The following is a 26,516-nucleotide window of genomic DNA, read 5'->3' on the forward strand; positions in this document are numbered from 1 at the left end:
GGCCGCCGGTGGACGGCCGGGCGGTCCCGCCGGCTCCGTCAGATGTCCAGGAAGCGGACGTCCTTGGCGTTGCGCTGGATGAACGAGCGGCGCGCCTCGACGTCCTCACCCATCAGCACGCTGAACAGTTCGTCGGCCACCGCCGCGTCGTCGAGCGTGACCTGACGCAGGGTGCGGGTCGCCGGGTTCATCGTGGTCTCCCAGAGCTCGGGGTAGTTCATCTCGCCGAGGCCCTTGAAGCGCTGGATGTCGTCCGGCTTGGCGTTGGGCTTCTTCTGCTGGCGCAGCGCGATCAGCCCGTCGCGTTCGCGGTCGGAGTACGCGTACTGCGCGTCGTCGCCCTTCTTGTTCCACTTGATCTTGTAGAGCGGCGGGGCGGCCAGGTAGACGTGGCCCAGCTCGACCAGGGGCCGCATGAAGCGGAACAGCAGGGTGAGCAGCAGCGTCTGGATGTGCTGGCCGTCGACGTCGGCGTCGGCCATCAGCACCACCTTGTGGTAGCGCAGCTTCTCCATGTCGAAGTCGTCGTGGATGCCGGTGCCCAGCGCGGTGATCAGCGCCTGGACCTCGTTGTTCTTCAGGACCCGGTCGATCCGGGCCTTCTCCACGTTGAGGATCTTGCCGCGGATCGGCAGGATCGCCTGGGTGCGCGGGTCGCGGCCCTGCTTGGCCGAGCCGCCGGCCGAGTCGCCCTCGACGATGAAGACCTCGGACTCGCGCGGGTCGGTGGACTGGCAGTCGGCGAGCTTGCCCGGCATCGAGCCGGACTCCAGCAGCGACTTGCGGCGGGCCAGCTTGCGCGCCTGCTGGGCGGCGATGCGGGCGCGGGCGGCCTGGGACGCCTTGGTGATGATGATCTTCGCCTCGGCGGGGTTCCGGTCGAACCAGTCGACCAGCCACTCGTTGCAGACCCGCTGCACGAAGCTCTTCACCGGGGTGTTGCCGAGCTTGGTCTTGGTCTGGCCCTCGAACTGCGGGTTGGCCAGCTTGACCGAGATGATCGCGGCGAGGCCCTCGCGGATGTCCTCCCCGGAGAGCTTCTCGTCGCCCTTGAGCAGCTTCTTGTCCGCGCCGTAGCGGTTGACCACGCTGGTCAGCGCCGCGCGGAAGCCCTCCTCGTGGGTGCCGCCCTCGTGGGTGTTGATCGTGTTGGCGAAGGTGTAGACCGACTCGCCGTACGACTCGTTCCACTGCATGGCGATCTCGACCGACATGCCCTCCTCCTCGGCGCCGAACTCGACCACCGTCTTGTGGATCGGGTTCTTGGAGGCGTTGAGGTGCCGGACGAAGTCGGCGATGCCGCCCTTGTAGCAGAAGGTGACCTCGCGGGTCTTGCCCTCCTCGCCCTCGGGGACCCGCTCGTCGAGCAGGTGGATGGTCAGGCCCCGGTTGAGGAAGGCCATCTCCTGGAGGCGGCGGTAGATGGTCTGGAAGTCGAAGTCGACGGTCTCGAAGACGTCGGCGTCGGGCCAGAAGGCGACGGCGGAGCCGGTGCGGTCGGTGGTCTCGCCCTTCTCCAGCGGCGTCGGCTTGGAGTTGGTGTATTGCTGCCGCCAGACGAAACCGGACTTGTGGATCTCCACCGCCATCTTGGTGGACAGGGCGTTGACGACGGACACGCCGACGCCGTGCAGACCGCCGGAGACGGCGTACGCCTTGCCGTCGAACTTGCCGCCGGCGTGCAGCACGGTGAGTGCCACCTCGACGCCGGGCTTCTTCAACTTGGGGTGCAGGTCGACCGGGAAGCCACGCCCGTTGTCGGTGACCCGGACCCCGCCGTCGGCCAGCAGCACCACGTCGATGGTGTCGCAGTAGCCGGCAAGCGCCTCGTCGACCGCGTTGTCGACGACCTCCCACACCAGGTGGTGCAGACCGCGCTCGCCGGTCGACCCGATGTACATGCCCGGCCGCTTGCGGACCGCCTCCAGCCCTTCGAGGACGGTGATCGACTCGGCGCCGTACTCCTGCTTGTCCTGCGCTGCCACCCTCGGCCACTTTCTCGCGCCGCCAGCGCCGCAAGCGGCGCGAGTCGGGCGCGGGTTCGGCGGACAGGACGCGACGTCGGCGCGCGGACCGGCACCGGGCGTGAACCGGGGCACGGGCCGGAGCGCCGGTCGCCGCGGATGCCCGCGGATCGCGATCGGCTCGACCCGACGTGGGACAATGATCTCGGGCCGGTGGGCCCGTGTCCGTCGCACCGTGTCGGGTCTTCGTCTCGCCCTCAATCTTACTGTGCGCAGACGACAGAACCGCCACTCGGCACCCCTTCGCGGCGGCTGAGAACTCCGTAGCCGGCCGATCCGCGCCACCCGCGACTCCCCCTACGGGCGAGCCCCGGATCGGGTGGCGGCGCCGCCGCCGGGACTCGGGGGGTGGGGGTCGCGGCGGGAGGGACGGTGGGCGTAGGTTTGCGGCGCCCAGCGTGGCCGGTCTTGATCTTTTCCGGTCGGAACCGGACGATCGACCCGAACGCTTCGACACGTGCTCTCAAGGGGTGACGCCAGATGGGGCTGGACAACGTCGCGGTGCACTGGCCGCGGACCGGCCGCTTCTACGATCCGGTCGCACCGGCCGAGTTCGTCGACTTCGGCGAGATCGTCGACCTGCCGCGGATCTCCGCGCCGACGGCGGCTCTCGCCGAACACATCGCAAAGACCGGCACGGTCCGGGCGACCGCCTACACGGAGCTGGTCGACCTGCTGCTCGGGCTGGAGAATGTGCTCTACGCCACGGAGAACGCGGCCGAGGACGAGGATCCGGTGATCGACCCGGACGGCTGCGCCTGGATCGCCGGCGGGATCGAGCGCTTCGTGGCCGGGCACCGGCCGCACGGAGAGACGGTCACCTTCGACTCGGTCAGCACCGTGCTGCGTGGGCTGCTCGGCGACGGCCGCCTCGCCGAGCAGCAGTTGCGCTGGCTCGACACCCGCCTGGACGGGCTGCGCGACGAGAACGGCGACCCGCCGCAGTGGGACTTCACCTGCGCCGAGCTGGGTGTGCTGGCGGCCTTCTACCGCCGCTGCGCCGACCGGGGCTTCGCCGTCTACGCCGACGCCTGACCCGCCCGGCGCCGGCCCGTCCCGCGCGTGGTGATCGACTCCATGTCGGCGACGTGGCGGTATCCGGGCGGCCGGGATACCGCCACGTCGCCGACATCGCGCGGCCCGGACCCGTCGGACGCGGCCCGGACCCGTCGGACGCGGCCCAGGCCCGTCCGCGCGGGCCCCGGCGTCAGCCGTACGTGTCGCGGGGGCCCCTGCCCCGGACGCGGCGCGGCCCCCGGGACCAGGACGGCGCGGCCGGCCCGTGGATGTGCAGCTTGCGCACCACGTTGTGGCCCACCTCGCTGGCGATCTGCCGGAGCAGGGAGGCGGCGAGCAGCCGCAGCTGCGTCGCCCACGCGGTGGACCGGGCCTCGACGGTCAGCTCGCCGTCCTCCAGCTTGACCGGGCGGCTGTTCTGGGCCACCTCGGGGCCGACGACCCGCTCCCACGCGCCGAACACGGTCGCCTCGGCGGCCGGCTGCTCCCAGCCGCGCGCCTTCATCAGCCGGCCCAGCACGACACCCAGCGGCTGCGGGTCGCGGGGGTCCGGCCCGGGGCCGGAGTAGCCGCGTAGCCGCCGCCCGCCCTCGCCGTCGCCAGAGACGACGCTGCGGCGGCGGGTCTTGGCCGCCGCCTCGCGGCGGGCCCGCGCGGCGTCCAGCACCGCCCGGGCCAGTTCCGGCCCCGCCGTCCCGGCGGGCGCGTCGCCACCGCCCGCGGCGGCCGGGCCGTCGGGCCGTCCGGTCCCGTCGGCCGCCCGGCCGGCACCGCGGCGTGCGCCGCCGCCCGGGGCTGCGGCGTCCCGGCCACCCGGCCCGACGGCGGGGGTACGGGGCCCGAGCCGGGCCGGCGGCAGCTCCTGCTCATCCGGCACGGCGCACCTCGCCATCGCCGACCTGGTAGCGGACGCCGTGCAGGCCGGTCGGCACGTCGTCGTCCACGGCGCAGGTCACCAGCAGTTGGCTCGCCCCGCCGACCAGCCCCGCCAGCCGCTCGCGGCGGCCCGCGTCGAGCTCGGCGAAGACGTCGTCGAGCACCAGCACCGGCTCGATGCCGTCGGAGCGGAGCAGGTCGTATCCGGCCAGCCGCAGGGCCAGGGCGAACGACCAGGACTCACCGTGGCTGGCGTACCCCTTGGCGGGCAGCGGGCCAAGGGTGAGGGCCAGGTCGTCGCGGTGCGGGCCGACGAGCGTGGTGCCGCGCTCCACCTCGGCGGACCGGGACTCGGCCAGCGCCGCGAGCAGCGTCTCGGCCAGCGCCGCCCGGTCCGCCACCGGGTCCGTCAGTTCCACCGACGGCCGGTACGTGATGCCCGCCGCGCCCTTGCCGGCGGCGACCGCGTCGTAGGCCTTGGTGACGTGCGGGCCGAGTGCGGCGACGAGTTCCAGCCTGCCGGCGAGCAGCTCGGCCCCGTGCCGGGCGAGGTGGGTGTCCCAGACGGCGAGGGTGGACAGGTCCCCGCCGCGCGACCCGCCGGTCTTGCGGGCCAGGTACGCGGTGCGCAGCAGGGCGTTGCGCTGCTTGACGACCCGTTCGTAGTCGGCGCGTACCCCGGCGTAGCGGGGCTGGCGGCTGACCAGCAGGTCGTCGAGGTAGCGGCGGCGTTCCGCCGGATCGCCGCGGACGAGTTCCAGGTCCTCCGGGGCGAACAGCACCATGCGCAGCGCGCCGAGGACGTCGCGGGCCCGCCGGGCCGGTGAACGACCCAGCCGGGCCCGGTTGGCCTTGCCGGGGACGATCTCCAGCTCGACCAGCAGTTCCCGGCCGTCGTGCGCCACCGCGCAGCGGATCACGGCCGAGGTGGCGCCCAGCCGCACCAGCGGGGCGTCCGTGGCGACCCGGTGCGAGCCCAGGGTCGCCACGTAGCCGAGCGCCTCGACGAGGTTGGTCTTGCCGGTGCCGTTGGCGCCGACCAGGACGTTGGGGCCGGGTTCGAGGTCGACGGCGACCCGCTCGTAGGAGCGGAAGTCGACCAGTTCGAGCCGGCGGACGTACACGGGTGGCGGACGCCGCTCAGCGCTTGTGGACGGCGTGGCCGCCGAACTGCTGGCGCAGGGCGGCGACGGCCTTCATGGCGGGAGAGTCCTCCTGCCGGGAGGTGAAGCGGGCGAACAGCGAGGCGGCGATGACGTTCAGCGGCACGGCCAGGCGGATGGCCTCGTCGACCGTCCACCGGCCCTCGCCGGTGTCCTCCGTGTAGCCGCTCAGGTCGGACAGGTCCGGGTCCTCGTCGAGGGCGCGGTCGAGCAGGTCGAGCAGCCAGGACTGGACGACGGTGCCCTCGCGCCAGGACTTGAACACGCCCGGCACGTTGGTGACCAGCTCGGACTTGGTGAGCAGCTCGTAGCCCTCGGCGTAGGCGTGCATGAGGCCGTACTCGATGCCGTTGTGCACCATCTTGGCGTAGTGGCCGGCGCCGACGGGGCCGGCGTGCACGAAGCCGTGCTCGCCGGCCGGCTTGAGCGCCTCGAAGATCGGCATCAGCCGGTCGACGTGCTCCTGCGCGCCGCCGACCATCAGGGCGTAGCCATTTTCCTTGCCCCAGACGCCGCCGGAGACGCCGACGTCGAGGTATCCGATGCCGCGCGTGGCGAGCCGTTCGGCCCGGGGGGCGTCGTCGCTGAACCGGGAGTTGCCGCCGTCGATGATGATGTCGCCGTCGCCGAGGTGCTCGGCGACGGCGTCGATGGTGGTGTCGGTGACGCCGGCGGGGACCATCACCCAGACGGCCCGGGGGCCGTCGAGCTTCTCGGCCAGCTCGGCCAGGCTCGTGACGTCGCTGCGGTCGGCGTTGCGGTCGTAGCCGACCACCTCGTGACCGGCGGCGCGCAGCCGCTCGCGCATGTTGCCGCCCATGCGGCCGAGTCCTACGAGGCCGAGCTGCATGTGTTCCTACCTCCGCTGCGTCCGGGTCGGGTATGCGCGATCAGCGGGAGACGCGGATCGGCATGATGAGGTACCGGTACCCGGGGATGACCTCGCCATCCTCGCCTGCGGGGGAAATCACCGCCGGCTTGAAGGCGTCGACGAACGCCAGCTGCGCGAACTGGGCGCCCAGGTTGGCCAGCCCGTCGATGAGGTACTGCGGGTTGAAGCCGATGGTCAGCGGGTCGCCGGTGAAGGTGGCCTCCATGGCCTCGCTGGCCCGCGCCTCCTCGGTGCCGCCCGCCTCCACGACGAGGCCGTCGGAGCTGAAGCTGAGCAGCACGGGGGTGGTGCGCTCGGCGACCAGCGCCACCCGCTTGACGACCTCGATGAGGGTGCTGACGGCGAGGCGGGCCTCGGCGTTGTGGCTGGCGGGGAAGAGCGAGCGCACCGGCGGGTAGTTGGCGCCGTCGAGCAGCCGGCTGGTGGTGCGCCGGGTGCCGCCGGAGAAACCGATCATGCCCTCGCCGGCCGCCCCCTGGGACAGGGCCATCGTCACGTGCCCGCCGAGCGGGCCGAGGGCCTTGGCGGTGTCGTGCAGGGTGCGCGCCGGCACCAGGGCGTTGATGCTCACCTCGGGGTCGTCCGGGTGCCACTCCATCTCGCGCAGCGCGAGCCGGTAGCGGTCGGTGGCGAGCATGGCCAGGTTGCCACCCGAGAGCTCGATACGGACGCCGGTCATCATCGGCAGCGTCTCGTCCCGCCCGGCGGCCACGGCGACCTGCGCGACGGCGGCGGCGAACGCGGCGGCGTCGACCGTGCCGGTGCTCTCCGGCATCTCGGGCAGGGCGGGGTAGTCCTCCACCGGCATGGTGGGCAGGGTGAACCGGGCGCTGCCACAGACCAGTTCGAGGTGCGCGCCGACCGCGGCGATGTCCACCGGCTTCGCGGGGAGCGCCTTGGTGATCTCGGCGAGCAGCCGGCCGGAGACCAGGGCGGCCCCGTCGGCGTCACCCTGCACCTCGACGGTCACCTGGCTGGAGACCTCGTAGTCGAAGCCGGAGACCTGCAGGTTGCCGTCGGTCACCCGGAGCATCACGCCGGCCAGGACTGGCACGGACGGCCGGTTGGGCAGGCTCTTCGCGGTCCACGCCACGGCCTCGGCGAGCGCGTCGCGCTCCACTCGGAACTTCATCAATGCCTCCGCGTCGACGTCAGCGACAACTCTCTCATGCCGACCGCTGCCCACCGTCCCGCCTGACTGTGCGGGTTCCCATCGCACCTTAGGGCGCGTGGGCATCGGCTGTGCGCCCGACCCCGTGGATCCGGCCGGTGCCGGAGCGACTGTCTCCGGCCGTTCCGGCCCCATCCACAGGAAGTCCAACGGTGATGATTGGTTTTTGTTCTCTTAGAAGAACAAACTCATCGTCTTCGTAGCACCTGTGCAAACTGTGGAAAACCCGCGTCTGTGCAGGTCAGGCACGTTATCCACCGGTGGTTAGCCTGTGGAGAACCCGGGGTAAAACCGGGCCGGTCGTCCACAGGCCCTCCGATCCACCGGGTTGTCCACCGCCGTCCACCGGTTATCCACCGGTTATCCACCGACTTTCTCCCCAGTCCTGTGGACGGGCCGCACCGGTCTTCGCGTCGTTGTCCCCAGAACCTTCAACAGGAAGCCCACAGCCGTCGCCCTGCCTGTGGGCGACGGGCGGCATCGTCCACAGGCGTCCACAGGCGTCCACAGGTCCGTCCCCAGGGTTTGTCCACAGCCTGTGGGTAACCGAGGTCGGACCGTGCGTAGTTTTCCACCGTCGGTGGACAACCGGCTGTGGACAGCGTGTGGAAACCGTGGACGAGCATGCGCCGATCCTGGGGCCTGAACCGGGTCGAGGGTCAACACGAGGCGTCCCGGTGCACCTGTGGACGACGGCTCCGGGGCCTGGAAGTGACCGGCGTCACGTCGACCCGGGTGGTCGGGCGCGGGGGCCGACGCCGCCCCGGGACGCGAGAACGCCCGGCCGTGGTCGGCCGGGCGTCGGTCGCCGCTGCGGGCGAGGGCGTGGTGGGCGTACGCCTCAGGTGGTCTGCTTGATCCGGTTGGTCAGCTCGGCGATCTGGTTGTAGAGCGAGCGGCGCTCCGCCATCTGCTGACGGATCTTCCGGTCGGCGTGCATGACGGTCGTGTGGTCCCGCCCGCCGAACGCCTGCCCGATCCGGGGCAGCGACAGGTCGGTCAGCTCCCGGCACAGGTACATGGCGACCTGGCGGGCGTTGACCAGCACCCGGGAGCGGGAGTGCCCGCGCAGGTCCTCCAGGCTGACCCCGAAGTAGTCGGCGGTGGAGACCATGATCTGGTCGGCGGTGATCTCGGGGCCGGCGCCGTCGGGGATGAAGTCCCGCAGCACCTCCTCGGCCAGCGACAGCTCGACGGTCGACCGGGTGAGGCTCGCGAACGCGGTGACCCGGATCAGCGCCCCCTCCAGCTCCCGGATCGAGTTCGACACCCGCGACGCGATGAACTCCAGCACGTCCGGCGGCGCGTAGAGCCGCTCCTGGGCCGCCTTCTTCTGCAGGATCGCGATCCGGGTCTCCAGGTCGGGCGGCTGGATGTCGGCCAGCAGCCCCCACTCGAACCGGGTGCGCAGCCGGTCCTCCAGCGTCGCGAGCTGCTTGGGCGACCGGTCGGAGGTGACGACGATCTGCTTGTTGGCGTTGTGCAGCGTGTTGAAGGTGTGGAAGAACTCCTCCTGGGTCCGCTCGCGGTTCTCCAGGAACTGGATGTCGTCGATCAGCAGGATGTCGACGTCGCGGTAGCGGCGCTGGAACGCGCTCGTCTTGTCGTCGCGCACCGAGTTGATGAAGTCGTTGGTGAACTCCTCGGTCGAGACGTACCGGACCGAGCGGGCGTTGCCCAGCGTGGTGGCGTAGTGACCGATGGCGTGCAGCAGGTGCGTCTTGCCGAGCCCGGAGCTGCCGTAGATGAACAGCGGGTTGTACGCCTTCGCCGGCGACTCGGCGACCGCGACGGACGCGGCGTGCGCGAACCGGTTGGACGAGCCGATGACGAACGTCTCGAACATGTACTTCGGGTTGAGCCGGTTCCCACCGGTCTCCGCCCCGCCGGGGAGCCGCCGGTCGTCCCGTCCGCCCGGACGGTGATCCATGCCACTGCGACCCGGTCCGCTGTCGGTGCCGCCGTCGCGCGGCAGCCGCTGGGGAGCCGGCACGGCGCCGGCCGCGTATCGGCCCTCGTAGGGCCGGGCCCCGCCGACGTCGAGCCGGGGCCGCTCCTCGAAGCCGCGCCGGTCGGCACCCGGCACCAGCGGTTCGGCGAAGGCGTCGCCGAACAGGGGCTCCTGGGCGTCGCGGGCGGCCGGGACCAGCCCCGGGCGGTGCCCGTCGTCGGTCGGGGCTGGCCGGGACGCGGGCCCCGGCTCCGCCGCCCCGTGCCCGGGATGCCCGGCGGTGCCGTCCTGGCCCGGGTGGGGTGGCCGCGCGGGGTCGGCGCCCGGCTCGTCGTGGCCGGGATGGCCCGGGGCGGGAAAGCCGAGCGCGGGTTCGTGCCGGCCCGCGCCGGACTCGTCGTATCCCCGGGCGTCGAACGCCGCTGCGGAGTCGAAGCCGGCGGACCCGTCGAGGGCGGGCTGTTCGCCCGGCCCGGCGTCCGGGGTGCTGCGGTAGACCGTGCCGGCGGGGCGGCCCGAGGGGTCCTCGGCGACCCGGACGGTCACCGCCACCTGGATCGGGCGGCCCAGCCGCCGGGTCAGCGCCTCGGTGATGGCCGGCCGCAGCCGGGACTCGATCACGTCGCGGGTGAAGGCGTCCGGCACGGAGAGCAGGGCGGTGTCCTCGACGATCGCGCGGAGCCGGGTGAGCCGCAGGTACGCGCGTTGCTGCGCGGAGATGATCTCGTCGGCGAGTTCGTCCGTGGTCGCCGTCCACACCGCGGCTAGGTCGGTCGTACCGGCCACCGTCGTGCCACCCCCCTCGCTTCTGCTCCCGACCGCCGCGGTGGTCCAGCCGGACGGCTCACCGGCCGTCGTCCACAAGTTATCCACAGCCTGTGTGTACTGACCGATTGTGGCCCCCCGCCCGAAGCGGGTGGGACCTGCCCCCTGTCTGAACGGGCGCTGAAGCGGGTTTCACCGTGCCGAACGATTCACTGCCTGGTCGGGTCTTGCCCGAGTCCGGTCCTGCTCGACGACGACCGTCTCGCCCGACGACGGGAACGGGGCGACGACGCCGACCGCAAACGCGCACGCTAACAGCGCGGGGCCGGGGCCATCAACCGTCGACGCGGTGGCACCCTTGGCGACATCAGTGAAAAGCAGCGCTTCGGTCGTGGTCAGGGGCGCTGTGGGGGTGTGGCGGGGTGTTTGACGCTCATTGCCCCTCTGCGTAGGCTGGAGCGGCTGCTCTGCCGCCCTCTGCTAGGGTGGTGCGTGCTTGCTGTCCGCGGTCGCCTCCCTCGCATCGCCGAGGTTCCGCGCCGCCGGGCAGCACCGATCGGGGGCCACCGCCGAGGTGGCCTGGACCACCACACGACCCCGGCGATCCCGCGCCCGGGGCGTACGAAAACGGAGAGCCTGACGTGAGCAAGCGCACCTACCAGCCGAACAACCGCCGGCGCGCGAAGACCCACGGCTTCCGGCTGCGTATGCGCACCCGGGCCGGACGCGCCATCATCTCGACCCGTCGCGCCAAGGGCCGCGCCCGCCTGTCGGCCTGAGGCCGACCGGGGCCGGTCCGGGGGACGTGGGCAGTCGTGCTGGCCGCCGCGCAACGACTGCGGCGCAGCAGTGACTTCGCCGCAGCGGTCCGGGCTGGTCGCCGGGCGGGCCGTGGCGTGCTCGTCGTCCACCTGACCCTGCCCGGCACACCGGGGACACCGACGGACGTCTCGCCGAAGCCGGCGCGGACCACCGCTGCGGAGCACACCTCCGCAGCGACCCGCGCCGGCTTCGTCGTGTCCAAGGCCGTCGGCCCCGCCGTCGTCCGCAACGTGGTCCGGCGTCGGCTGCGGCACCTGGTCCGCGAGCGGCTCGCGGCCCTGCCCGAGGGCAGCACCCTGGTCGTACGGGCACTCCCGGCCGCAGCCGAGGCGTCATTCTCCCGGCTGGGGGCCGACCTCGACGCGGCGATCGCCACAGCCCGCGCCCCCCGGGGGCGGCGGCCCCGATGAGCAGCGATTCCACGGCGTCGCCGTCGACGAGCTTGGGTGCCCGGGTGCTGACCGGCCCCATCGTCGCGTACCGTCGTTGGATAAGCCCGGCGCTGCCGGCCCGCTGTCGGTTCTACCCGTCGTGCAGTGCGTACGCCCTTGAGGCCGTGGCCCGGCACGGCGCGATTCGGGGTGCCGGTCTGACGGTCCGACGGTTGTTGCGCTGCCACCCCTTTCACCCTGGTGGACACGACCCGGTGCCCGAGCCGGGCGGTCGCCGCCGTGCCGAAGTGACTGGAGCCTGAGAATTGTTCAGTCTGGACTGGATCTACTACGCGATCTCGTGGATCCTGCTGACCTGGCACTCGGCCTGGGACGCCATCGGAGTACCGGTCGACGCGGTGATCGGGACGAACTGGGCCTGGATCCTGGCCATCGTCTTCCTGGTGGTCACCGTCCGGGTGATCCTGTTCCCGGTCTTCGTCAAGCAGATCAAGTCCCAGCGGGCCATGCAGGCGCTCCAGCCCAAGGTGAAGGAGCTCCAGGAGAAGCACAAGGGTGACCGGGAGACGCTCCAGAAGGAGATGATGGAGCTCTACCGGAAGGAAAAGGCCAACCCGCTCATGGGCTGCCTTCCGATGTTCCTCCAGATCCCGGTCTTCCTCGGCCTCTTCCACGTGCTGCGCCGCCTCGACCCGGCCAAGATCAATAAGACGCTCTACGGCTGGACGGTCGAGCAGTTCGACAGCGCCTCCAGCGCCAAGCTCTTCACCGCACCGATCGCCGGCAAGTTCGGCTCGACCGCCGACGAGCTGGCCCGCCTCGGGGCCAACGGCACCACCGTGAAGGTGATCGCCGGCATCCTGGTCCTGGTGATGATGGGCACCACCTACCTCACCAGCCGCCAGATGATCCTCAAGACCGGTTGGGCGGAGGACCCGCAGCAGAAGATGGTGCAGCGCCTGATGCTCTACGGCATCCCGCTGTCGCTGCTCGTCTCCGGCGCGATCTTCCCGATCGGTGTGATCATCTACTGGGTCACGAACAACCTGTTCACCCTCGGCCAGCAGCAGTGGGTGCTGCGCAAGTACCCGCCGCCGCCCACCCCGGGCCGCACCGGCGTCAAGTCCAACAGCCCGGTCCAGCCGGCGAAGACCGCCGGCCTGTTCGGCCGCAAGGCCGCCCCCGCTCCGGTCAAGCAGGCGCCGGCCACGCCGAAGGTCGCCGGCCCGAAGCCGGGTGCCAAGCCGGTCAACCCGAAGAAGAGCGGCCCGGCCAAGCGCCAGGGCTGACGCCTCCCCGCCCGCGCCGGCCGCCCGGCACGGGCGGGACCGGGCCCTGGCCGCCGCCCGTGGGGCAGCGCCGGGCCCGACCCACCGCGCGTAGCGCGGTCGCGGGCGACAGCCGCCCGTACAGACGTGCCCGTGGGCACCGGTGATCTCCCGCCGGCCCCCGGGGAACCAGCGGACCCGACGGTCCGGCCGAGCGAGTACGGAGATGAGACCGTGACCGAGACCAGCATCCCCAGCGCTGACCAGTCAGTGGACGAGGAGAGCACGCCGATCGAGGCCACCGACGACGACACCGAGGAGGAGGAGGCCGAGACCGGGGCCGCTCCCCGGGAGAAGAAGGCGCCGGCCGAGAGCGAGCTGTTCCGGCAGAGCGAGATCGCCGCCGACTACGTCGAAGGGCTGCTCGACATCCTCGACTACGACGGGGACATCGACGAGCTGGTGTCCGGTGGCCGTCCGGTGGTCGAGGTCGTCGGCGGCCGACTGCAGAACCTGGTCGGGCAGCGCGGGGCCACCCTGGAGGCGCTCCAGGAGCTGGCCCGGCTGGCGGTGTTCCGGCAGACCGGGACTCCGAGCCGGCTGCTGCTCGACGTCGGCGGCTACCGCGCCACCCGGCGCAAGGAGCTCGCCGCCGTCGCCAAGAACGCGGTGGAGAAGGTCAAGGAGTACGGGGAGCCGGTGCGGCTCGAACCGATGTCCGCCTTCGAGCGCAAGTGCGTCCACGACGTCGTCAACGCGATGAGCGGCGTGGAGAGCGAGTCCGAGGGCGTCGAGCCGAACCGCCGCATCGTCGTCCGGCCCGCGGACTGACCGGGTGACCCACGACGACACCACGGCGGCAGCCGTGTCCGGCCCGGGTGGCACGCCGCCCGGGCCGTCGCCTGCCCGGCCCGGGTCGGCCGACGAAGCAGCGCCCGGCGTCGAGGCCGCGCCGCCCAGCGTGACGGCACCGGCCCTCGGGGACGATGCGCCCCGCCCGACCGGGGAAGCACCGGATCCGGCCGTCGCGACGCTGCCGCCCGAGCTGGCGGAGGCCGCCCGTGCCCTCTTCGGCGACCGGCTTGAACTCGCCGCCGCGTACGCGGAACTGCTCGCCACGGACGGGGTGGTCCGCGGCCTCATCGGGCCACGGGAGGCACCGCGGATCTGGGACCGGCACCTGCTCAACTGTGCCGCGGTGGCGGAACGGATCCCGCCGGACGCGTCGGTGCTCGACGTCGGCTCGGGTGCCGGCCTGCCCGGGCTGGTGTTGGCCATCGCGCGGCCCGACCTGACCGTCACCCTGGTCGAGCCGCTGGCCCGACGCACCTCGTTCCTCGTCGAGGTGGTCGAGAGTCTGGGGCTGGCGAAGACGGTCCGGGTCTTCCGGGGGCGGGCCGAGGAGGCGGCGACCGGCTCGACCGGGGTCGGCCCCTTCAGCGCGGACATCGTCACCGCTCGCGCCGTGGCACCGCTCGACCGCCTCGCCGCCTGGTGTCTCCCCCTGACCGTGCGCGGCGGGCGGCTGGTGGCGATGAAGGGCGCTTCCGCCGCCGACGAGATCGCGGAGCACGCCGAGGCCGTCGCCAAGTTGGGCGGGGGCGAGCCGACCGTGCAGCGCTGCGGGGTCGGTGTGATCGAGCCGCCGGCGACGGTGGTGGAGATCGTGCGCGAGCGGGTGGTGAACCAGCCCCGCGTCAAGTCGGCGGCGAAGCGCTCGCGCGGCGGGCGTCGCCGGGGCCGCTGACCGCCTTCGTCCCCTCGCGCCGGCTTCCCGCCGCAGGTCGGGTCGTTGATACGGGTGCGGGCACGCGCGGGCGGGAAATCCGGCGTGGACCGGCCGCGCCCGTCCGCCGTAGGCTGACCGCGCGTCGATAGTGTGGAGTGGACGGCATCTGACCCCGAGGGGGTCCCGGCCGCTCCCGCCGGGCCGTAGGCTCCGTGATGCGAACGAGCGTGGCCAAGACGACGGGGTGCGGGCCGACCATCCGGAGCGGGTAGGGATGACAGGTGCATGACGACGGCAGGTACGACGATCCACGGGTGAACGGTCGCGGAGAGCGGTCCGCAGCGGGCCCCGTTTCACGTGAAACCGACGAGCCCGGCTGGCCCGGCGACGCCTACGGGGCGGCGGCACACCCGATCGGCGGCGGCTCCGCTCCGCGCCGCGACGCCCCTGTCGCCGCCGGCACCGGCACCACCGCCCCCCGGGCGGAGGCGTCCGGAACGGTCTACGGCAGGGCCGGCCGCCCCGGCGTTCCGGCGGCCGACGGGTCCGACCCGGGGCTCTCCGCTCACTTCGAGTCGACACCCCGGCCTGCCGTCGTGCTCCCCCAGCAACCCGCACCGCACGTGGTGCCCGACGCGGCCCCGGGAGCCGCCGTTCCAGTCGACACGCCGGCACCGCCGGCCGGGGCCTATGGCACCGAACCGGCCGATGCCGCGTACGTTTCACGTGAAACCCCGACGCGCGAAGAGGATGACCCACCGTTGGCTATGGAGGCTATGCGCGCCGTGCAGATCCTTAATCCGAGTGGCGAGGTGACCATGCCGCGTCCGGAGCGGACCCGGGTGATGTGCGTCGCCAACCAGAAGGGCGGCGTGGGGAAGACCACGACCACGGTGAACCTGGCGGTGGCGCTCGCCCTGCACGGCAACCGGGTTCTCGTGGTCGACCTCGACCCGCAGGGCAACGCGTCGACCGGGCTGAACGTCCCGCACCACACCGGCGTGCCGGACGTCTACGACTGCCTGATCAACAGCGTCCCCCTGGAGGAGGTGGCCCAGGGCGTCGAGGGCATCCCCAACCTGTGGTGCGTACCGGCCACGATCGACCTCGCGGGCGCAGAGATCGAGCTGGTGTCCGTGGTGGCCCGTGAGTCGCGGCTGTCCCGGGCGATCGACGCCTACCCCGGCCACTTCGACTACGTCTTCATCGACTGCCCGCCGTCGCTGGGCCTGCTCACCGTCAACGCCCTGGTGGCCGCGCAGGAGGTCCTCATCCCCATCCAGTGCGAGTACTACGCGCTGGAAGGGCTGAACCAGCTGATCAACAACATCAACCTGGTCCGCAAGCACCTCAACCCCAGGCTCGACGTCTCCACCATCCTGCTCACCATGTACGACCGGCGCACCAGGCTGGCCGACGCGGTGGAGCAGGACGTCCGGAACCACTTCGGCGACAAGGTCCTGCAGGCGGTGATCCCCCGGAACGTCCGAGTCTCCGAGGCACCGAGCTACGGCCAGTCGGTCATGACCTACGATCCCGGTTCACGGGGGGCGACGAGTTACTTCGAGGCCGCCCAGGAGATCGCCGAGCGTGGGGTCAAGGAGCCGGTGAGCCGGAATGCGTAGTGCGGACAAGTCGCTGGGAGGCATCGTATGAAGAACCGTCCTCGGGGGGGTCTGGGTCGAGGGCTCGGGGCGCTGATCCCCACCGGCCCGGTCCAGCCCGTCGAGACGACGACGGCGATGCCCGAAGACGGCGAGGCGCCCGTCCCGGCCTCTGCACCGGCCCCGATGGCGGAGCCGGTCGACGTCGAGGCCCCTGTGGCCATGCCGCCGTCCGAGCCTCAACTCAGCCCGGTGCCCGGTGCCCGGTTCGCTGAGGTGCCGGTCGACGCGATCGTGCCCAACCCGAAGCAGCCCCGCCAGGTCTTCGACGAGGAGGCGCTGGAGGAATTGAAGACCTCCATCCAGGAGGTCGGCTTCCTCCAGCCGATCGTGGTGCGGGCACTCGACGGCGAGAAGTACGAACTCGTCATGGGCGAGCGCCGCTGGCGGGCCGCGCAGGCCGTCGGCCGGGAGAACATTCCCGCCATCGTCCGGGACACCCGCGACGACGCCATGCTCCGGGACGCGCTGCTGGAGAACATCCACCGGGCCAACCTCAACCCGCTGGAGGAGGCCGCCGCATACCAGCAACTGCTGGAGGAGTTCGGCGCGACCCACGAGGAGTTGGCCCGCCGGATCGGCCGGAGCCGCCCGCAGATCTCCAACACCATCCGGCTGCTGAACCTGCCCGCCCAGGTGCAGCGCCGCGTCGCCGCCGGGCTGCTCTCCGCCGGCCATGCCCGCGCGCTGCTGAGCCTGGACGAGGCGCAGGCGCAGGAGCAACTCGCGGCACGCATCGTCGCCGAGGGGCTCTCCGTCCGATCGACCGAGGAGATCGTCGCGCTCGCGCTGGCGGACGGGCCGGCGAAGGCCCCGGCCGCGAAGCGGCGGACCACTGCCCACGCCCCGGCCCTCACGGACCTCGCGGACCGGCTCTCCGACCGGTTCGACACCAGGGTGAAGGTGGACATCGGCCGGAGCAAGGGCAAGATCACCATCGAGTTCGCCACGGTCGACGACCTGGAACGGATCGTCGGCATCATCGGGGTCGGTCAAGAGGACACCTCCGAGGACTGACCTCCGCGCCTGCCCGCCGGCCGCGCCGTCCCACCCGGGCGACGCGGCCGGCGGCGTTTCGGGCTGCTGCCCGGGTGGTCCCGAGGGGCATCGCCTTCCGGCAGTCATCGCCCCGTGTCGGTCGGCACGATGCGGCCCAGGCTCCGTGAGGCGGTGCGGGGCCATCCACCTCCGTGCGCCGTGGTCGCCGACACGTTCCACGTGAAACCTCCCGGTCGTCGGTGGGCTGCCCGCCGTCGGAGGTGACCGCCAGGCGGGCTCGCCCCCTGGTGGTGGGAGGCGGGACACGTTTCGGCCGACGATCAGCTCCGGAGCTCCTCGCACACGCAGAAGACGTTGGCGGACAGGTAATGCCGAGCACGCGGGATCGGTGCCGTTGGCACGCGGGCTTGCCGCCGTCGGCTCGCGGGATCGGTGCCGTTGGCACGCGGGCTTGCCGCCGTCGGCTCGCGGGATCGCCGCCCGCGCCGGCCGTGCGCGCCTCGAATGGGCTATGCGGGGCCGGCAGGGCCTACGCCTCCGCCAACTTGGGCCTCTCCCCGGCCGGGCATCCGATGGCGGTCACCGCCGACCTGGCGTCGTTGCTCGCCATGTCGGCGACATGGGGGTATCCCGAGGCCCCGGATACCGCGATGTCGCCGACATGGTGGCGGGTGCCGGAGGGAGGAGGGCCGCCGGACGGAGGAGGCCCGCCGTGTCGACCCCGAGCTGCGTAGGTCCTCGGCGATCAGCCTGTAGACGGGTTCCACGTGAAACGAGGACATCCGCACGGACGCCACTCAGCACCATGCCCCGGCTCCAGGCTCTCGCCCCGTAAAGCCGCCGCAGACAGCGTCCGAGCCGGTCACCGAGGTTCGGGTCCCGCCGGCCGAATCCGCGTGACTCACCGCCTGGCCCGCCCGATGCCGCGAGTGTCCCGCCCCACTGGTTCCACGTGAAACGGTCCTCCGTGTCGGGAGCTGGTGCCGTGCCGCGAGGCATTCGGCAGCCGCAGGCCCGGCAAGGGGAGCGGCGGCGGCGAGTTGGTGACGATGAGCCGCTCCACCTCGCTCGCGGTCTGTGGCTCGTGACGGCCGATGCCCGAGTAGCTGTGCTCGGTGATCCCCTCCGGCTCGCCCCCCGCCGGGGCGGCGAGGGAACGGCCCATCCCGGCCCCGTGCGGAGGCGAGCTGCCGCCCTGTTTCACGTGGAACCGGAAGCCGGGAAACCCTCGGCATCACCGGTGCCGACACGCAGCACGCCGACCCAGGGCCGCGTCCCGGGGCCGGCACCAGCGGCACCAGCCGCCGGCCGGAGCGCGTGGCTTCAGGAGCCATCGGACACGAAGGGACGTGGAAGCCGGGATCGGGAGGCCGGGGCGCGGAGAAGGCAGGACGCTCGGGGACACGCTCGGGACCGTCCGATCGGTGCCCCGCGGCCGGGAATGGCGGGCCCCGGACGTGCGCGGCGCGAGGCGGCTCCGGTGCCCCCTCTGGTCGGCGCAAGTACGGCCGGGCTCCGGCACCCCGGCCCTGAACCCGTAGCCCTTGTCGGGGACGCGGCCCCTCACGAGCGCGACCTGAGAGACCGGGGCAGGCCAAGGCTGTCGCCCGTGAAGCGGCGGCAGACCATCAGCTGGCCCTCACGCCATCGCAGGCTGCGATCCGACCCCATTGCACCCCGCTCGCCGGTTCGGACCTGCACGGCCTCCTCAGCGGGCTGGCCCGCTTTCTCCTGTGCGGTCGCGAAGCGACGAGTTGTTCGCCGCGCGCCAACGGCGATCTCCCCGATCTCCCGTCCTCGGCGGTCCTCGGCGGTCCTCGAGCCTCGGGAGCCCGGCCGGCGGTCCTCGACCGGCCCGCGCTGCGCTCGGCGGTCCTCGACCGGCCCGTGTTGCGCTCGGCGGTCCTCGACCGGCCCGTGTTGCGCTCGGCGGTCCTCGACCGGCCCGTGTTGCGCTTGACGGTCGCCACTGCCCCGACGGCGTCGCTTGCCCCGACGGGTGCAGCAGCAGCCGCGACGGGTGCAGCAGCAGCCGCGACGGTCCAGCACCAAGGTCGGCACCAGCACGTCGCCCCGTCGCCGTTCGGCTGGATGCCCACGGGAGCCGGTCTTCGGCGGTCATGACGACCGCACCTTTCCGACGGGCTGCCGCCGCTTCGCCGCCCCGGTCGGCAGCGGGCACACCGACGGCACCACGCGGCTGCGCTGTGCGCGCCCGCGCCGAGATGACGGGAGGGTCGCGACCGGCGTCGGGTCGGTGGGAGTCGTGGAGCCCTTCGCCGATGGTCAGTTCCCCGTCATCCGGGGACGGTCACGTGGGAAGGGCCTCGGGAGCCCGGAGAGCCAGGGCGCGGCCATCTGCGGACGCCCGGCTGCGCCCCTCTGATGGCCTGTCCGACCCGCGCGGCACCAGGAGCAGGCGTCGCCCGGCCCGGAAGACGGCGGCAGATCGGCCCCATCTTCGGGCGCTCAGGCAGCGACCCGCAGGCCGCCGGCTCGTTAGGAACGAGGGAGACAAGAGGCTGTGCACAACCCTCGCCGAGAAGCGCGGAGTTATCCACAGCGGTTTTCCACAGCCCCACCCTGTTTCACGTGAAACCCCGCGTGAAACGCGTTGTCAGCCTGTGGACGACGGGCCGTGGCGACGGTCTCGACGGCCTGTGGATAACGTGTGGACAACGCTCGTGGACCGCGCGGGACGGCACTGCGCGGGGGTGCGGAACTCGCCCCGTCCGGCGACCGCGCGGGCCCGGTCCGAGGGGCCCGGCCGCCCTCGACGCTGGACGAATCAGGTAGGGACAGGGCCCGCTTGCTCGGTTAGGGTCAGCGTCGTGCACGACACCCCTCCCGCAGTCCCCGACTTCACCTCCTGGCCTTCCTTTCCCTTCGAGGGCGACCTCCGGGTCAAGCACCTTGAGGATCCCGTCCCGGTGGAACCCCCGCGCAAGGGCGAGGGCAACCGGGAGTGCACGGCCTGCGCCGCGCCCGACGACGCGTACATCTGGGTTGGCGAGCGGTGGCGTGTCCGCGCCATGGACCGGCCCACCGGGCTGCCGATGGTGCTGATCCTGGAGTCCCGCTCCCACCTCGACCTGGGCGACCTGCCCAATCTTCTCGCCGCCGAGCTGGGCGTGATGACGGTACGGCTGGAGAAGGCCATCCGGTCCCTCGACGGCGTCGCCCGCGTCCACGTGAACCGGTGGGGCGACGGATCGGCCCACCTGCACCTGTGGTTCCTCGCCCGGCCGTACGGGCGGCTCCAGTTGCGGGGCACGTTCCTGTCGCTGTGGGACTCCATCCTCCCGCCGATCTCCGAGCAGCAGTGGCGGGAGAACCTGGCCATGGTGGCCGCCTGGCTGGCTGAGTTCGGTGGCCGGCCGCTGGCCGAGCCGCCCCGAATCCAGTGGCAGGCGCCGTCGAGTATCGGCACCCAGTCGTCCTCCGACGCCGTGGGCGAGGACGACGGCGTCGGCGTGATCGAGGCCGCCGAGGAGATCCCGGAGCCGGCGGACGGGCCGACCGACGCCGCCCGGTAGCGGGGGCGGGTGGTCGGCCGCGTCGGAGGAGCCGGTCAGCCGCGCCGGGCGGCGGCCCGGGTCACCAGGGAGCCGATCAACCGGCCGAAGTCCAGCCCGGCGGCCTGGACGGCGAGCGGCAGCAGCGACGTCTCCGTCATGCCCGGCGAGACGTTGACCTCCAGCACGTGCGGCTGGCCGTCGGCGTCCACGATCAGGTCGACCCGGGACAGGTCGCGCAGCCCCAGCGCCGTGTGGGCCGCCACGGCGACGCGGGCCACCGTGTCGGCGACCTCCGGGTCGAGTCGCGCGGGGGTGTGCCAGGTGGTCCGGCCGGCGGTGTACCGGGCGGCGTAGTCGTACACGCCGTTGCGGGGCACGATCTCCACGGCGGGCAGCGCCTGCGGGCCCTCCCCGAGGTCGACCACCGACACCGCGACGTCCATGCCGGAGACGTACCGCTCGACCAGCGCCGTCGAGTGGTACGCGAAACAACCGACCATCGCGGCCGGCAGCGACGCGGCGTCCCGGACCACGGCGGCGCCCAGGCCGGAACCGCCCTGCGCCGGCTTCACCATCAGTGGCAGCCCGAGCCGGTCGACGATCCGGTCCAGCACCGCCACCGCCCCCAGCTCCGAGAAGCGGTCGTGCGGCAGGGCCACCCAGTCGGGGGTGGGCAGGCCAGCCTCGCGGAGCACCGCCTTCGCCGACGGCTTGTCCCAGGCGACGCGGGACGCCCGGGCGTCGCAGCCGACGTACGGGACGTCGCACAGGTCGAGCACGCCGCGCAGCGAACCGTCCTCGCCGGTCGCGCCGTGCAGGGCGATCACCACGGCATCCGGCGGGTCGGCGACCAGCGCCGGGAGCAGGGCCACGTCGGCGTCCCGCAGCTCCGCCTCTACCCCGACGGCGCGGAGCGCGTCCAGCACCCGGCGGCCGGAACGGAGCGAGACGTCCCGCTCGTAGGAGAGGCCACCGGCGAGCACCAGCACGTGCAGCTCGGTGGTGCTGTTGGGGGCGGTCACGGTGATTCGCTCGGCAGGGATCGCAGCCATGCCGGAATCATGCCAAGTCGGGTCCCGGGGTGTCCGCGCCGGCCTGCCCCCGCCGCGAACCGGGACGACCGACGGTGTTCCCGAAGACCCGGCGCATGGCGATCTCCTGCTCCATCACGCCGGCCAGCCGGCGCACGCCCTCCCGGATCCGCTCCGGCGTGGGGAAGGAGTAGTTGAGCCGCATGTTGCCGGTGCCGGTGCCGTCGGCGTAGAAGCCGGTGCCCGGCACGTACGCGACCCGGGCCGCGATCGAGCGCGGCACCATCGCCTTGGCGTCCAGGCCGTCGGGCAGGCTCGCCCAGACGAAGAGGCCGCCGGTAGGCCTGGTCCAGGTGGTGCCGGCCGGCATCAGGTCCTCCAGCGCGGCCAGCAGGGCGTCGCGGCGCTCCCGGTAGAGCTCCCGGTAGACCTTGAGCTGCTCGCGCCACGGCATCGTCCCCAGGTAGGTCGAGACGGCGGCCTGGGCGTACCCGCTGGGGCAGAGGATGTTCGCCTCGCTGGCGATGACCAGCTTGTCGCGGACCGCGTGCGGGGCCAGGATCCAGCCCACCCGCAGCCCCGGAGCGAAGGTCTTGGAGAAGGTGCTGAGGTAGAAGACGCCGTCGCGCCGCCGGGCCCGCAGTGGCCGCGGGGCGTCACCCTCGAAACCGAGCTGCCCGTACGGGTCGTCCTCGATCACCAGCAGGCCCGCGCGCTCGCAGATGTCGAGGACCCGTTCGCGTCGTTCCTCGCTGAGCGTCACGCCCATCGGGTTCTGGTACGTCGGGATGGTGTACAGGAACTTCACCCGCCGCCCGGCCCGGGCCAGCTCGGCGACCGCCGTCTCCAGCGCCTCCGGGATCAGCCCGTCGTCGTCCATCGGCACGTGCACGACCTGGGCCTGGGCGGCCTGGAACACCCCGAGCGCGCCGACGTAGGTCGGCCCCTCGGCGAGCACCACGTCACCCGGGTCCAGGAAGAGGCGGGCCACCAGGTCGAGGGCCTGCTGACCGCCGACGGTCACCACCACGTCCTCCGGGGAGGCCCCGCACGACGCGTCGATGCCGGAGAAGGCCATCACCTCGCAGATCCGCTCACGCAGCTCCAGGGAGCCCTGCCCGATGCCGTACTGGAGGGTGGTGACGCCGTGCTCGGAGCCGAGCCGGCCGAGCATCTCGCCCACCGCGTCCAGCGGCAGGGCGGCGATGTAGGGCGCGCCGCCGGCGAGGGAGACCACCTCGGGCCGGCTGGCCACTGCGAACAGGGCGCGGATCTCCGAGGCGGTCATGCCCCGGACGCGCCGGGCGTACCGGTCGGTGTAGTCGTCGAGCGTCGTGCCGGTCATGACATCACCTCGATCGCGTGTCGGGCGGCTCCCGCCCCCCGGGGGTACCCGGGACACCGCAGACCATGGCGGCACGGGACGCAGACCACCGATGGTAGTCCCTTCCCGCTCGGACGGGCCGATCGATTTGCCGGCCGTCCACATCCCGGACCGGCCCGGCGGCGCAACGGCAGGCCCGCATGGGCGCTGCGGGGTGTTTCGCGCGTCCCCTCCCGTACCGCCGTCCGGCGGCGTACGATCGCTCGTCGGAGGTACCGAAGGCGGCGGCGTCGTTCTCGCCTCCGAGCCTAAGGTGGGGATGCGCCGATGTCGCGACGTCTGGTCAGTTTGACCCTCGACACCCTGGAGGACCTGCCCCGGCCGTGCCGGCAGTGCGTCCACTGGGAGCTTGATCCGGTTTCGGCCGACCGGGCGTGTGCCGCCGGCGACCCGGGGCTGGAGAAGGAGGCCTGGGTCTCGCAGACGCTGCTGGAGTGGGGCTCCTGCGGCAAGCTCGCGTACGTCGACGGCATGCCCGCCGGGTTCGTCATGTACGCCCCGCCGGCCTACGTGCCCCGCTCGATGGCGTTCCCCACCTCACCCGTCTCCGCCGACGCGGCGCTGCTGATGACCGCGCACGTGGTCGCGCCCTTCGCCGGTGGCGGGCTCGGCCGGATGCTGGTGCAGGGCGTCGCCCGGGACCTCACGAAGCGTGGCATCAAGGCGATCGAGGCGTTCGGGGACGCGAAGTTCGGCGACGAGGGCGACCCGGCGGGCGGGTGCGTGGCCCCCGCCGACTTCTTCCTGTCGGTGGGCTTCAAGACGGTCCGCCCGCATCCCCGCTTTCCCCGGCTGCGGCTGGAGCTGCGCACCGCGCTGAGCTGGAAGTCCGACGTCGAGTACGCCCTGGAGAAGCTGCTCGGGTCGATGAGCCCCGAGACCCTGCTCCGGCCGGTCCGGCCCGCCCCGGCGACCCGCTCCACCGGCGGCTGACAGACCTGCCACCGACGCCCCCGCCGCCGTCGGGCACCGGCCCCGCACACGGGTGCCGGCCGTCCCGGGCCGGGCGGCTCAGTCAGTTCGCGCCCACCCGGCGACCTGCCGCGACCGCCGCGCGCAGCGCGCTGACGTCGATCGAGCCGGTGGGCACGTCCCGTTCGATCGGGAAGTACATGCGCTGGACGGCGGCGACGATCGCCTCGACCAGCCGGTCCCGGAACCGGGGGTCGACCAGCCGCCCCCGGTCGGTGGGCGACGTCAGGTAGCCCACCTCCACCCGCACCGCCGGCATCCGGGTCAGCCGCAGCAGCTCCCACGTCTTGGCGTGGGTACGGCAGTCCCGCAGGCCGGTGCGGGCCACGATCTCCCGCTGCACCAGCCCGGCCAGCCGCTCGCCCGTCGCGGAGGTGACCCCGTTGCCGGTGCCGTAGTGGTAGGTGGCCACCCCCTCCGCCTCCGGGTTGGCGTGCCCGTCGGTGTGCAGCGAGATGAACACGTCGGCACCGAGGGAGTTGGCCAGCTGCGCCCGCTCGGCGTCCGGCAGGCAGCTGTGCGGCGTCGGGCCCCGGGTGAGCTGCACCCGCACGCCCGCTGCCGCGAGCCGCCCCTCCAGCCGACTGGCCAGGTCGTGGACCAGGTCGGCCTCGGTCCAGCGCAGCGGGCCGTCCGGCACCACCACCCCGGGGTCGGTGCCGCCGTGCCCCGGGTCGATGACCACGGTCCGGCCGACGAGGGTCGGGCCGGCCTGTCGGATCGCGTCGGACTCGCGCAGCCACTGCGGCCGGCCGCCCACCACCTTCCGCCCCAGCCTGCGCAGCGTCCCCATGGTCTGCGGGCCGCAGGAGCCGTCCGGCTTGAGCCCCATCTCGCGCTGGAACTGGGCCACCGCCCGCGAGGTGCGTACGCCGTAGACGGCGTCGGCGCGTCCCACGTCGTACCCCATCTCCAGCAGGCGTTCCTGGAGCGACCGGACGTCCTCGCCGGTCAGCGGCTCCGGCACCGCGTGGTAGAGGGTGCGCGCGCCGAGCCGCCAGCGGGCGGCGTCCAGGGCGCGCCAGGTCTCCGCGCCGACCCGCCCGTCGACGCTGAGCCCCCGGGACTGCTGGAACGCCCGCACGGCGCGCTCGGTGTCGGCGTCGAACTCGTCGCCGGCCGAGGGTCCGGCCGCGAGCAGGTCGAGACCGGTCAGGACGGCGCGGATCTCGCGCACCGCCGGTCCACGGTCACCGGGTCGGATCGGACGCACGCTCGCCCCCTTCGCAGGGTCGCCGGCCGGCGGCTCCCGGGTTGAGGCTATGCGGTCCGGCCGCCCGAGGTGGCGGTGTCCGCGCAGGTCAGGGCCGCGAAACGCGAAACCCCGCACCCAACGGGGTACGGGGCTTCGCGTAGCGGCTGTCAGAGCGCGGACTGGATCAGCTTGACCAGCTCGCCCTTCGGCTTGGCGCCGGCGATCGACTGGACCGGCTCGCCGTTCTTGAACACGGTCAGGGTCGGCACCGACATCACCCGGTACGCGCGCGCGGTCTCCGGGTTCTCGTCGATGTTGAGCTTGACGATGCTGACCTGGTCGCCCATCTCGCCGGCGATCTCCTCGAGCAGCGGCGAGACCTTGCGGCACGGGCCGCACCACTCCGCCCAGAAGTCGACGAGCACCGGCTTGTCGGACTTCAGCACGTCGACGGCGAAACTCGCGTCGGTGACCGCCTTTGTCGCTCCCACTATGACCCTCCTACGGGCTTGCGATGTGTTCCTTCAGTCGTTCGGTGGCCCGGGAAGCCCGGGTGCGCGCTCAGCCTTCGAGCGTGGCGATGAAACGTTCGGCGTCGAGGGCGGCGGCGCAGCCGGTGCCGGCCGCGGTGATGGCCTGCCGGTAGGTGTGGTCGACCACGTCACCGGCGGCGAACACGCCCGGGACGCTGGTGCGGGTGCTGGGGGCCTGCACCTTGACGTACCCCTCGTCGTCCAGCTCCACCTGGCCCCGGAAGAGCTCGCTGCGCGGGTCGTGGCCGATCGCCACGAAGACGCCGGTGACGTCGAGGACCTTGGCCTCCCCGGTGTGCACGTTGCGGACGCGGACGCCGGTGACCTTGCCGTCGTCGCCGAGGACCTCCTCGACCACGCTGTTCCACTCGACCTTGATCTTCTCGTTGCCCAGCGCCCGCTCGGCCATGATCTTGCTGGCCCGGAACGAGTCGCGCCGGTGGATGATGGTGACCGACTCGGCGAACCGGGTGAGGAAGCTGGCCTCCTCCATCGCCGAGTCGCCGCCGCCGACGACCACGATGTGCTGGTTGCGGAAGAAGAAGCCGTCACACGTGGCGCAGGACGACACGCCGTGGCCCAGGTATTCCTGCTCGCCCGGCACGCCCAGCGGGCGCCAGGCGGAGCCGGTGGAGAGGATGACGGCCTTCGCCCGGTATGCCGTCTCGCCGACCCACACGGTGCTCACCGCGTCGGAGCCGACGCTGCCGGTGTCGGTCAGCTCGACCCGGGTCACGTCGTCGGTGAGGAACTCGGCACCGAACCGCTCGGCCTGCTTGCGCATGTTGTCCATCAGCTCGGGGCCGAGGATGCCGTCGGCGAAACCGGGGAAGTTCTCCACCTCGGTGGTCGTCATCAGCGCACCGCCGGACTGCACGCCCTCGATGACCAGGGGCTTGAGGTTGGCGCGCGCGGCGTAGACCGCCGCCGTGTAACCGGCCGGCCCGGAGCCGATGATGATCAGGTTGCGGACCTCGTCCACTGCCGTCTCCCGATGTGTGTGGTCGCCATCGGCACGCGCACCGATGCCGGTCGGAGCGTCGACGCCGCGCGGACGCCGACTACTGACTTGCAGAACGTCATCGTACGAAGTGGGGATTCCCGAGCCGGTCATCCGGTGGGTCACGTCACGTGGAAGAACGGCAGATGT

The 26,516-nt window shown here is 72.6% G+C and carries 21 protein-coding genes and 1 pseudogene; 11 read left to right on the top strand and 11 right to left on the bottom strand.

All coding sequences use genetic code 11. The features are described from left to right. Positions 1 to 38: 38 nt before the first annotated feature. Positions 39 to 1,985, bottom strand: a complete 1,947-nt coding sequence (gyrB, locus tag LPU61_RS19630; RefSeq protein WP_043961013.1) for a DNA topoisomerase (ATP-hydrolyzing) subunit B — start codon at positions 1,983 to 1,985, stop codon at positions 39 to 41. Between the two features lie 519 nt (positions 1,986 to 2,504). Here gyrB and LPU61_RS19635 point away from each other — a divergent pair. Then, the gene (locus LPU61_RS19635) at positions 2,505 to 3,059 is read left to right on the top strand and encodes a hypothetical protein (RefSeq protein WP_043961011.1); all 555 of its coding nucleotides are present in this window, start codon (positions 2,505 to 2,507) and stop codon (positions 3,057 to 3,059) included. Between the two features lie 172 nt (positions 3,060 to 3,231). On the opposite strand, the gene LPU61_RS19640 is transcribed toward LPU61_RS19635, so the two are convergent. The 5 genes from LPU61_RS19640 to dnaA form a co-directional block, all read right to left on the bottom strand. Continuing rightward, positions 3,232 to 3,900, bottom strand: coding sequence for a DUF721 domain-containing protein (locus LPU61_RS19640; RefSeq protein WP_374199701.1), 669 nt, complete (start codon positions 3,898 to 3,900; stop codon positions 3,232 to 3,234). Positions 3,901 to 3,907: 7 nt separating this feature from the next. Further along, positions 3,908 to 5,041, bottom strand: a complete 1,134-nt coding sequence (gene recF / locus LPU61_RS19645; RefSeq protein WP_043961009.1) for a DNA replication/repair protein RecF — start codon at positions 5,039 to 5,041, stop codon at positions 3,908 to 3,910. Positions 5,042 to 5,057: 16 nt separating this feature from the next. Continuing rightward, positions 5,058 to 5,930, bottom strand: coding sequence for a phosphogluconate dehydrogenase (NAD(+)-dependent, decarboxylating) (gnd, locus tag LPU61_RS19650; RefSeq protein WP_043961007.1), 873 nt, complete (start codon positions 5,928 to 5,930; stop codon positions 5,058 to 5,060). A 40-nt stretch (positions 5,931 to 5,970) separates the two neighbouring features. Continuing rightward, positions 5,971 to 7,104, bottom strand: a complete 1,134-nt coding sequence (gene dnaN / locus LPU61_RS19655) for a DNA polymerase III subunit beta (RefSeq protein ID WP_043961006.1) — start codon at positions 7,102 to 7,104, stop codon at positions 5,971 to 5,973. Positions 7,105 to 7,984: 880 nt separating this feature from the next. Further along, complete coding sequence (dnaA, locus tag LPU61_RS19660; RefSeq protein WP_043961005.1) at positions 7,985 to 9,880, bottom strand: chromosomal replication initiator protein DnaA; 1,896 nt, start codon at positions 9,878 to 9,880, stop codon at positions 7,985 to 7,987. A gap of 620 nt (positions 9,881 to 10,500) precedes the next feature. On the opposite strand from dnaA, the gene rpmH reads away from it, so the two are divergent. From rpmH to LPU61_RS19705, 9 genes and pseudogenes are all read left to right on the top strand, one after another. Next, positions 10,501 to 10,638: a 50S ribosomal protein L34 gene (rpmH, locus tag LPU61_RS19665; protein ID WP_013736606.1), complete on the top strand. Its 138-nt coding sequence runs from the start codon at positions 10,501 to 10,503 to the stop codon at positions 10,636 to 10,638. 36 nt (positions 10,639 to 10,674) lie between these two features. Continuing rightward, entirely contained in the window at positions 10,675 to 11,091 is a 417-nt protein-coding gene (rnpA, locus tag LPU61_RS19670; RefSeq protein WP_043961004.1) for a ribonuclease P protein component, read from the top strand. Continuing rightward, a complete protein-coding gene (gene yidD, locus LPU61_RS19675) occupies positions 11,088 to 11,375 on the top strand; it encodes a membrane protein insertion efficiency factor YidD (protein WP_077935362.1) in 288 nt (95 codons plus the stop codon). The genes rnpA and yidD overlap by 4 nt, the downstream gene beginning before the upstream one ends. 3 nt (positions 11,376 to 11,378) lie before the next feature. Beyond that, positions 11,379 to 12,362, top strand: a complete 984-nt coding sequence (yidC, locus tag LPU61_RS19680) for a membrane protein insertase YidC (RefSeq protein WP_077935361.1) — start codon at positions 11,379 to 11,381, stop codon at positions 12,360 to 12,362. Between the two features lie 213 nt (positions 12,363 to 12,575). Next, positions 12,576 to 13,172, top strand: a complete 597-nt coding sequence (locus LPU61_RS19685; RefSeq protein WP_229405704.1) for a R3H domain-containing nucleic acid-binding protein — start codon at positions 12,576 to 12,578, stop codon at positions 13,170 to 13,172. Between the two features lie 202 nt (positions 13,173 to 13,374). Further along, complete coding sequence (gene rsmG / locus LPU61_RS19690; protein ID WP_043963641.1) at positions 13,375 to 14,088, top strand: 16S rRNA (guanine(527)-N(7))-methyltransferase RsmG; 714 nt, start codon at positions 13,375 to 13,377, stop codon at positions 14,086 to 14,088. 263 nt (positions 14,089 to 14,351) lie between these two features. Further along, on the top strand, positions 14,352 to 15,695 hold the full coding sequence (locus LPU61_RS31615; RefSeq protein ID WP_082106118.1) for a ParA family protein: 1,344 nt from the start codon (positions 14,352 to 14,354) through the stop codon (positions 15,693 to 15,695). A 27-nt stretch (positions 15,696 to 15,722) separates the two neighbouring features. Continuing rightward, positions 15,723 to 16,751 (top strand): ParB/RepB/Spo0J family partition protein, encoded by a 1,029-nt coding sequence (locus tag LPU61_RS19700; RefSeq protein WP_229405705.1) that lies wholly within the window; start codon positions 15,723 to 15,725, stop codon positions 16,749 to 16,751. Positions 16,752 to 19,564: 2,813 nt separating this feature from the next. Continuing rightward, positions 19,565 to 20,162, top strand: a pseudogene (locus LPU61_RS19705) (hypothetical protein); the annotation flags it as partial. A gap of 142 nt (positions 20,163 to 20,304) precedes the next feature. On the opposite strand, the gene LPU61_RS19710 reads toward LPU61_RS19705, so the two are convergent. Both LPU61_RS19710 and LPU61_RS19715 read right to left on the bottom strand, forming a co-directional pair. Next, complete coding sequence (locus LPU61_RS19710; protein WP_043960997.1) at positions 20,305 to 21,303, bottom strand: D-alanine--D-alanine ligase; 999 nt, start codon at positions 21,301 to 21,303, stop codon at positions 20,305 to 20,307. Positions 21,304 to 21,310: 7 nt separating this feature from the next. Further along, positions 21,311 to 22,627: a PLP-dependent aminotransferase family protein gene (locus tag LPU61_RS19715; protein ID WP_043960994.1), complete on the bottom strand. Its 1,317-nt coding sequence runs from the start codon at positions 22,625 to 22,627 to the stop codon at positions 21,311 to 21,313. A gap of 306 nt (positions 22,628 to 22,933) precedes the next feature. Between LPU61_RS19715 and LPU61_RS19720 the strand changes: the two genes are divergently transcribed. Continuing rightward, entirely contained in the window at positions 22,934 to 23,599 is a 666-nt protein-coding gene (locus tag LPU61_RS19720; RefSeq protein WP_043960993.1) for a hypothetical protein, read from the top strand. Positions 23,600 to 23,681: 82 nt separating this feature from the next. Here the strand turns inward: LPU61_RS19720 and LPU61_RS19725 are convergent, their stop codons facing one another. The 3 genes from LPU61_RS19725 to trxB form a co-directional block, all read right to left on the bottom strand. Further along, a complete protein-coding gene (locus LPU61_RS19725; RefSeq protein WP_043960992.1) occupies positions 23,682 to 24,851 on the bottom strand; it encodes an N-acetylmuramoyl-L-alanine amidase in 1,170 nt (389 codons plus the stop codon). Positions 24,852 to 25,000: 149 nt separating this feature from the next. Next, a complete protein-coding gene (gene trxA, locus LPU61_RS19730; RefSeq protein ID WP_043960991.1) occupies positions 25,001 to 25,324 on the bottom strand; it encodes a thioredoxin in 324 nt (107 codons plus the stop codon). 70 nt (positions 25,325 to 25,394) lie between these two features. Beyond that, positions 25,395 to 26,348 (bottom strand): thioredoxin-disulfide reductase, encoded by a 954-nt coding sequence (gene trxB / locus LPU61_RS19735; RefSeq protein WP_043960989.1) that lies wholly within the window; start codon positions 26,346 to 26,348, stop codon positions 25,395 to 25,397. Positions 26,349 to 26,516 lie beyond the last annotated feature (168 nt).

Origin of the sequence: Micromonospora sp. NBRC 110038 (assembly GCF_020884815.1) — a bacterium.
In the GTDB taxonomy this organism is placed as follows: Bacteria; Actinomycetota; Actinomycetes; order Mycobacteriales; family Micromonosporaceae; genus Micromonospora; species Micromonospora haikouensis.

Bases quoted from the DNA above. Each gene is read 5' to 3' on its own strand.
- LPU61_RS19635 (WP_043961011.1), top strand. From the start codon at position 2,505: ATGGGGCTGGACAACGTCGCGGTGCACTGGCCGCGGACCGGCCGCTTC.
- gnd (WP_043961007.1), bottom strand. From the start codon at position 5,930: ATGCAGCTCGGCCTCGTAGGACTCGGCCGCATGGGCGGCAACATGCGC.
- dnaN (WP_043961006.1), bottom strand. From the start codon at position 7,104: ATGAAGTTCCGAGTGGAGCGCGACGCGCTCGCCGAGGCCGTGGCGTGG.
- yidD (WP_077935362.1), top strand. From the start codon at position 11,088: ATGAGCAGCGATTCCACGGCGTCGCCGTCGACGAGCTTGGGTGCCCGG.
- LPU61_RS19700 (WP_229405705.1), top strand. From the start codon at position 15,723: ATGAAGAACCGTCCTCGGGGGGGTCTGGGTCGAGGGCTCGGGGCGCTG.
- LPU61_RS19710 (WP_043960997.1), bottom strand. From the start codon at position 21,303: ATGGCTGCGATCCCTGCCGAGCGAATCACCGTGACCGCCCCCAACAGC.
- LPU61_RS19715 (WP_043960994.1), bottom strand. From the start codon at position 22,627: ATGACCGGCACGACGCTCGACGACTACACCGACCGGTACGCCCGGCGC.
- LPU61_RS19720 (WP_043960993.1), top strand. From the start codon at position 22,934: ATGTCGCGACGTCTGGTCAGTTTGACCCTCGACACCCTGGAGGACCTG.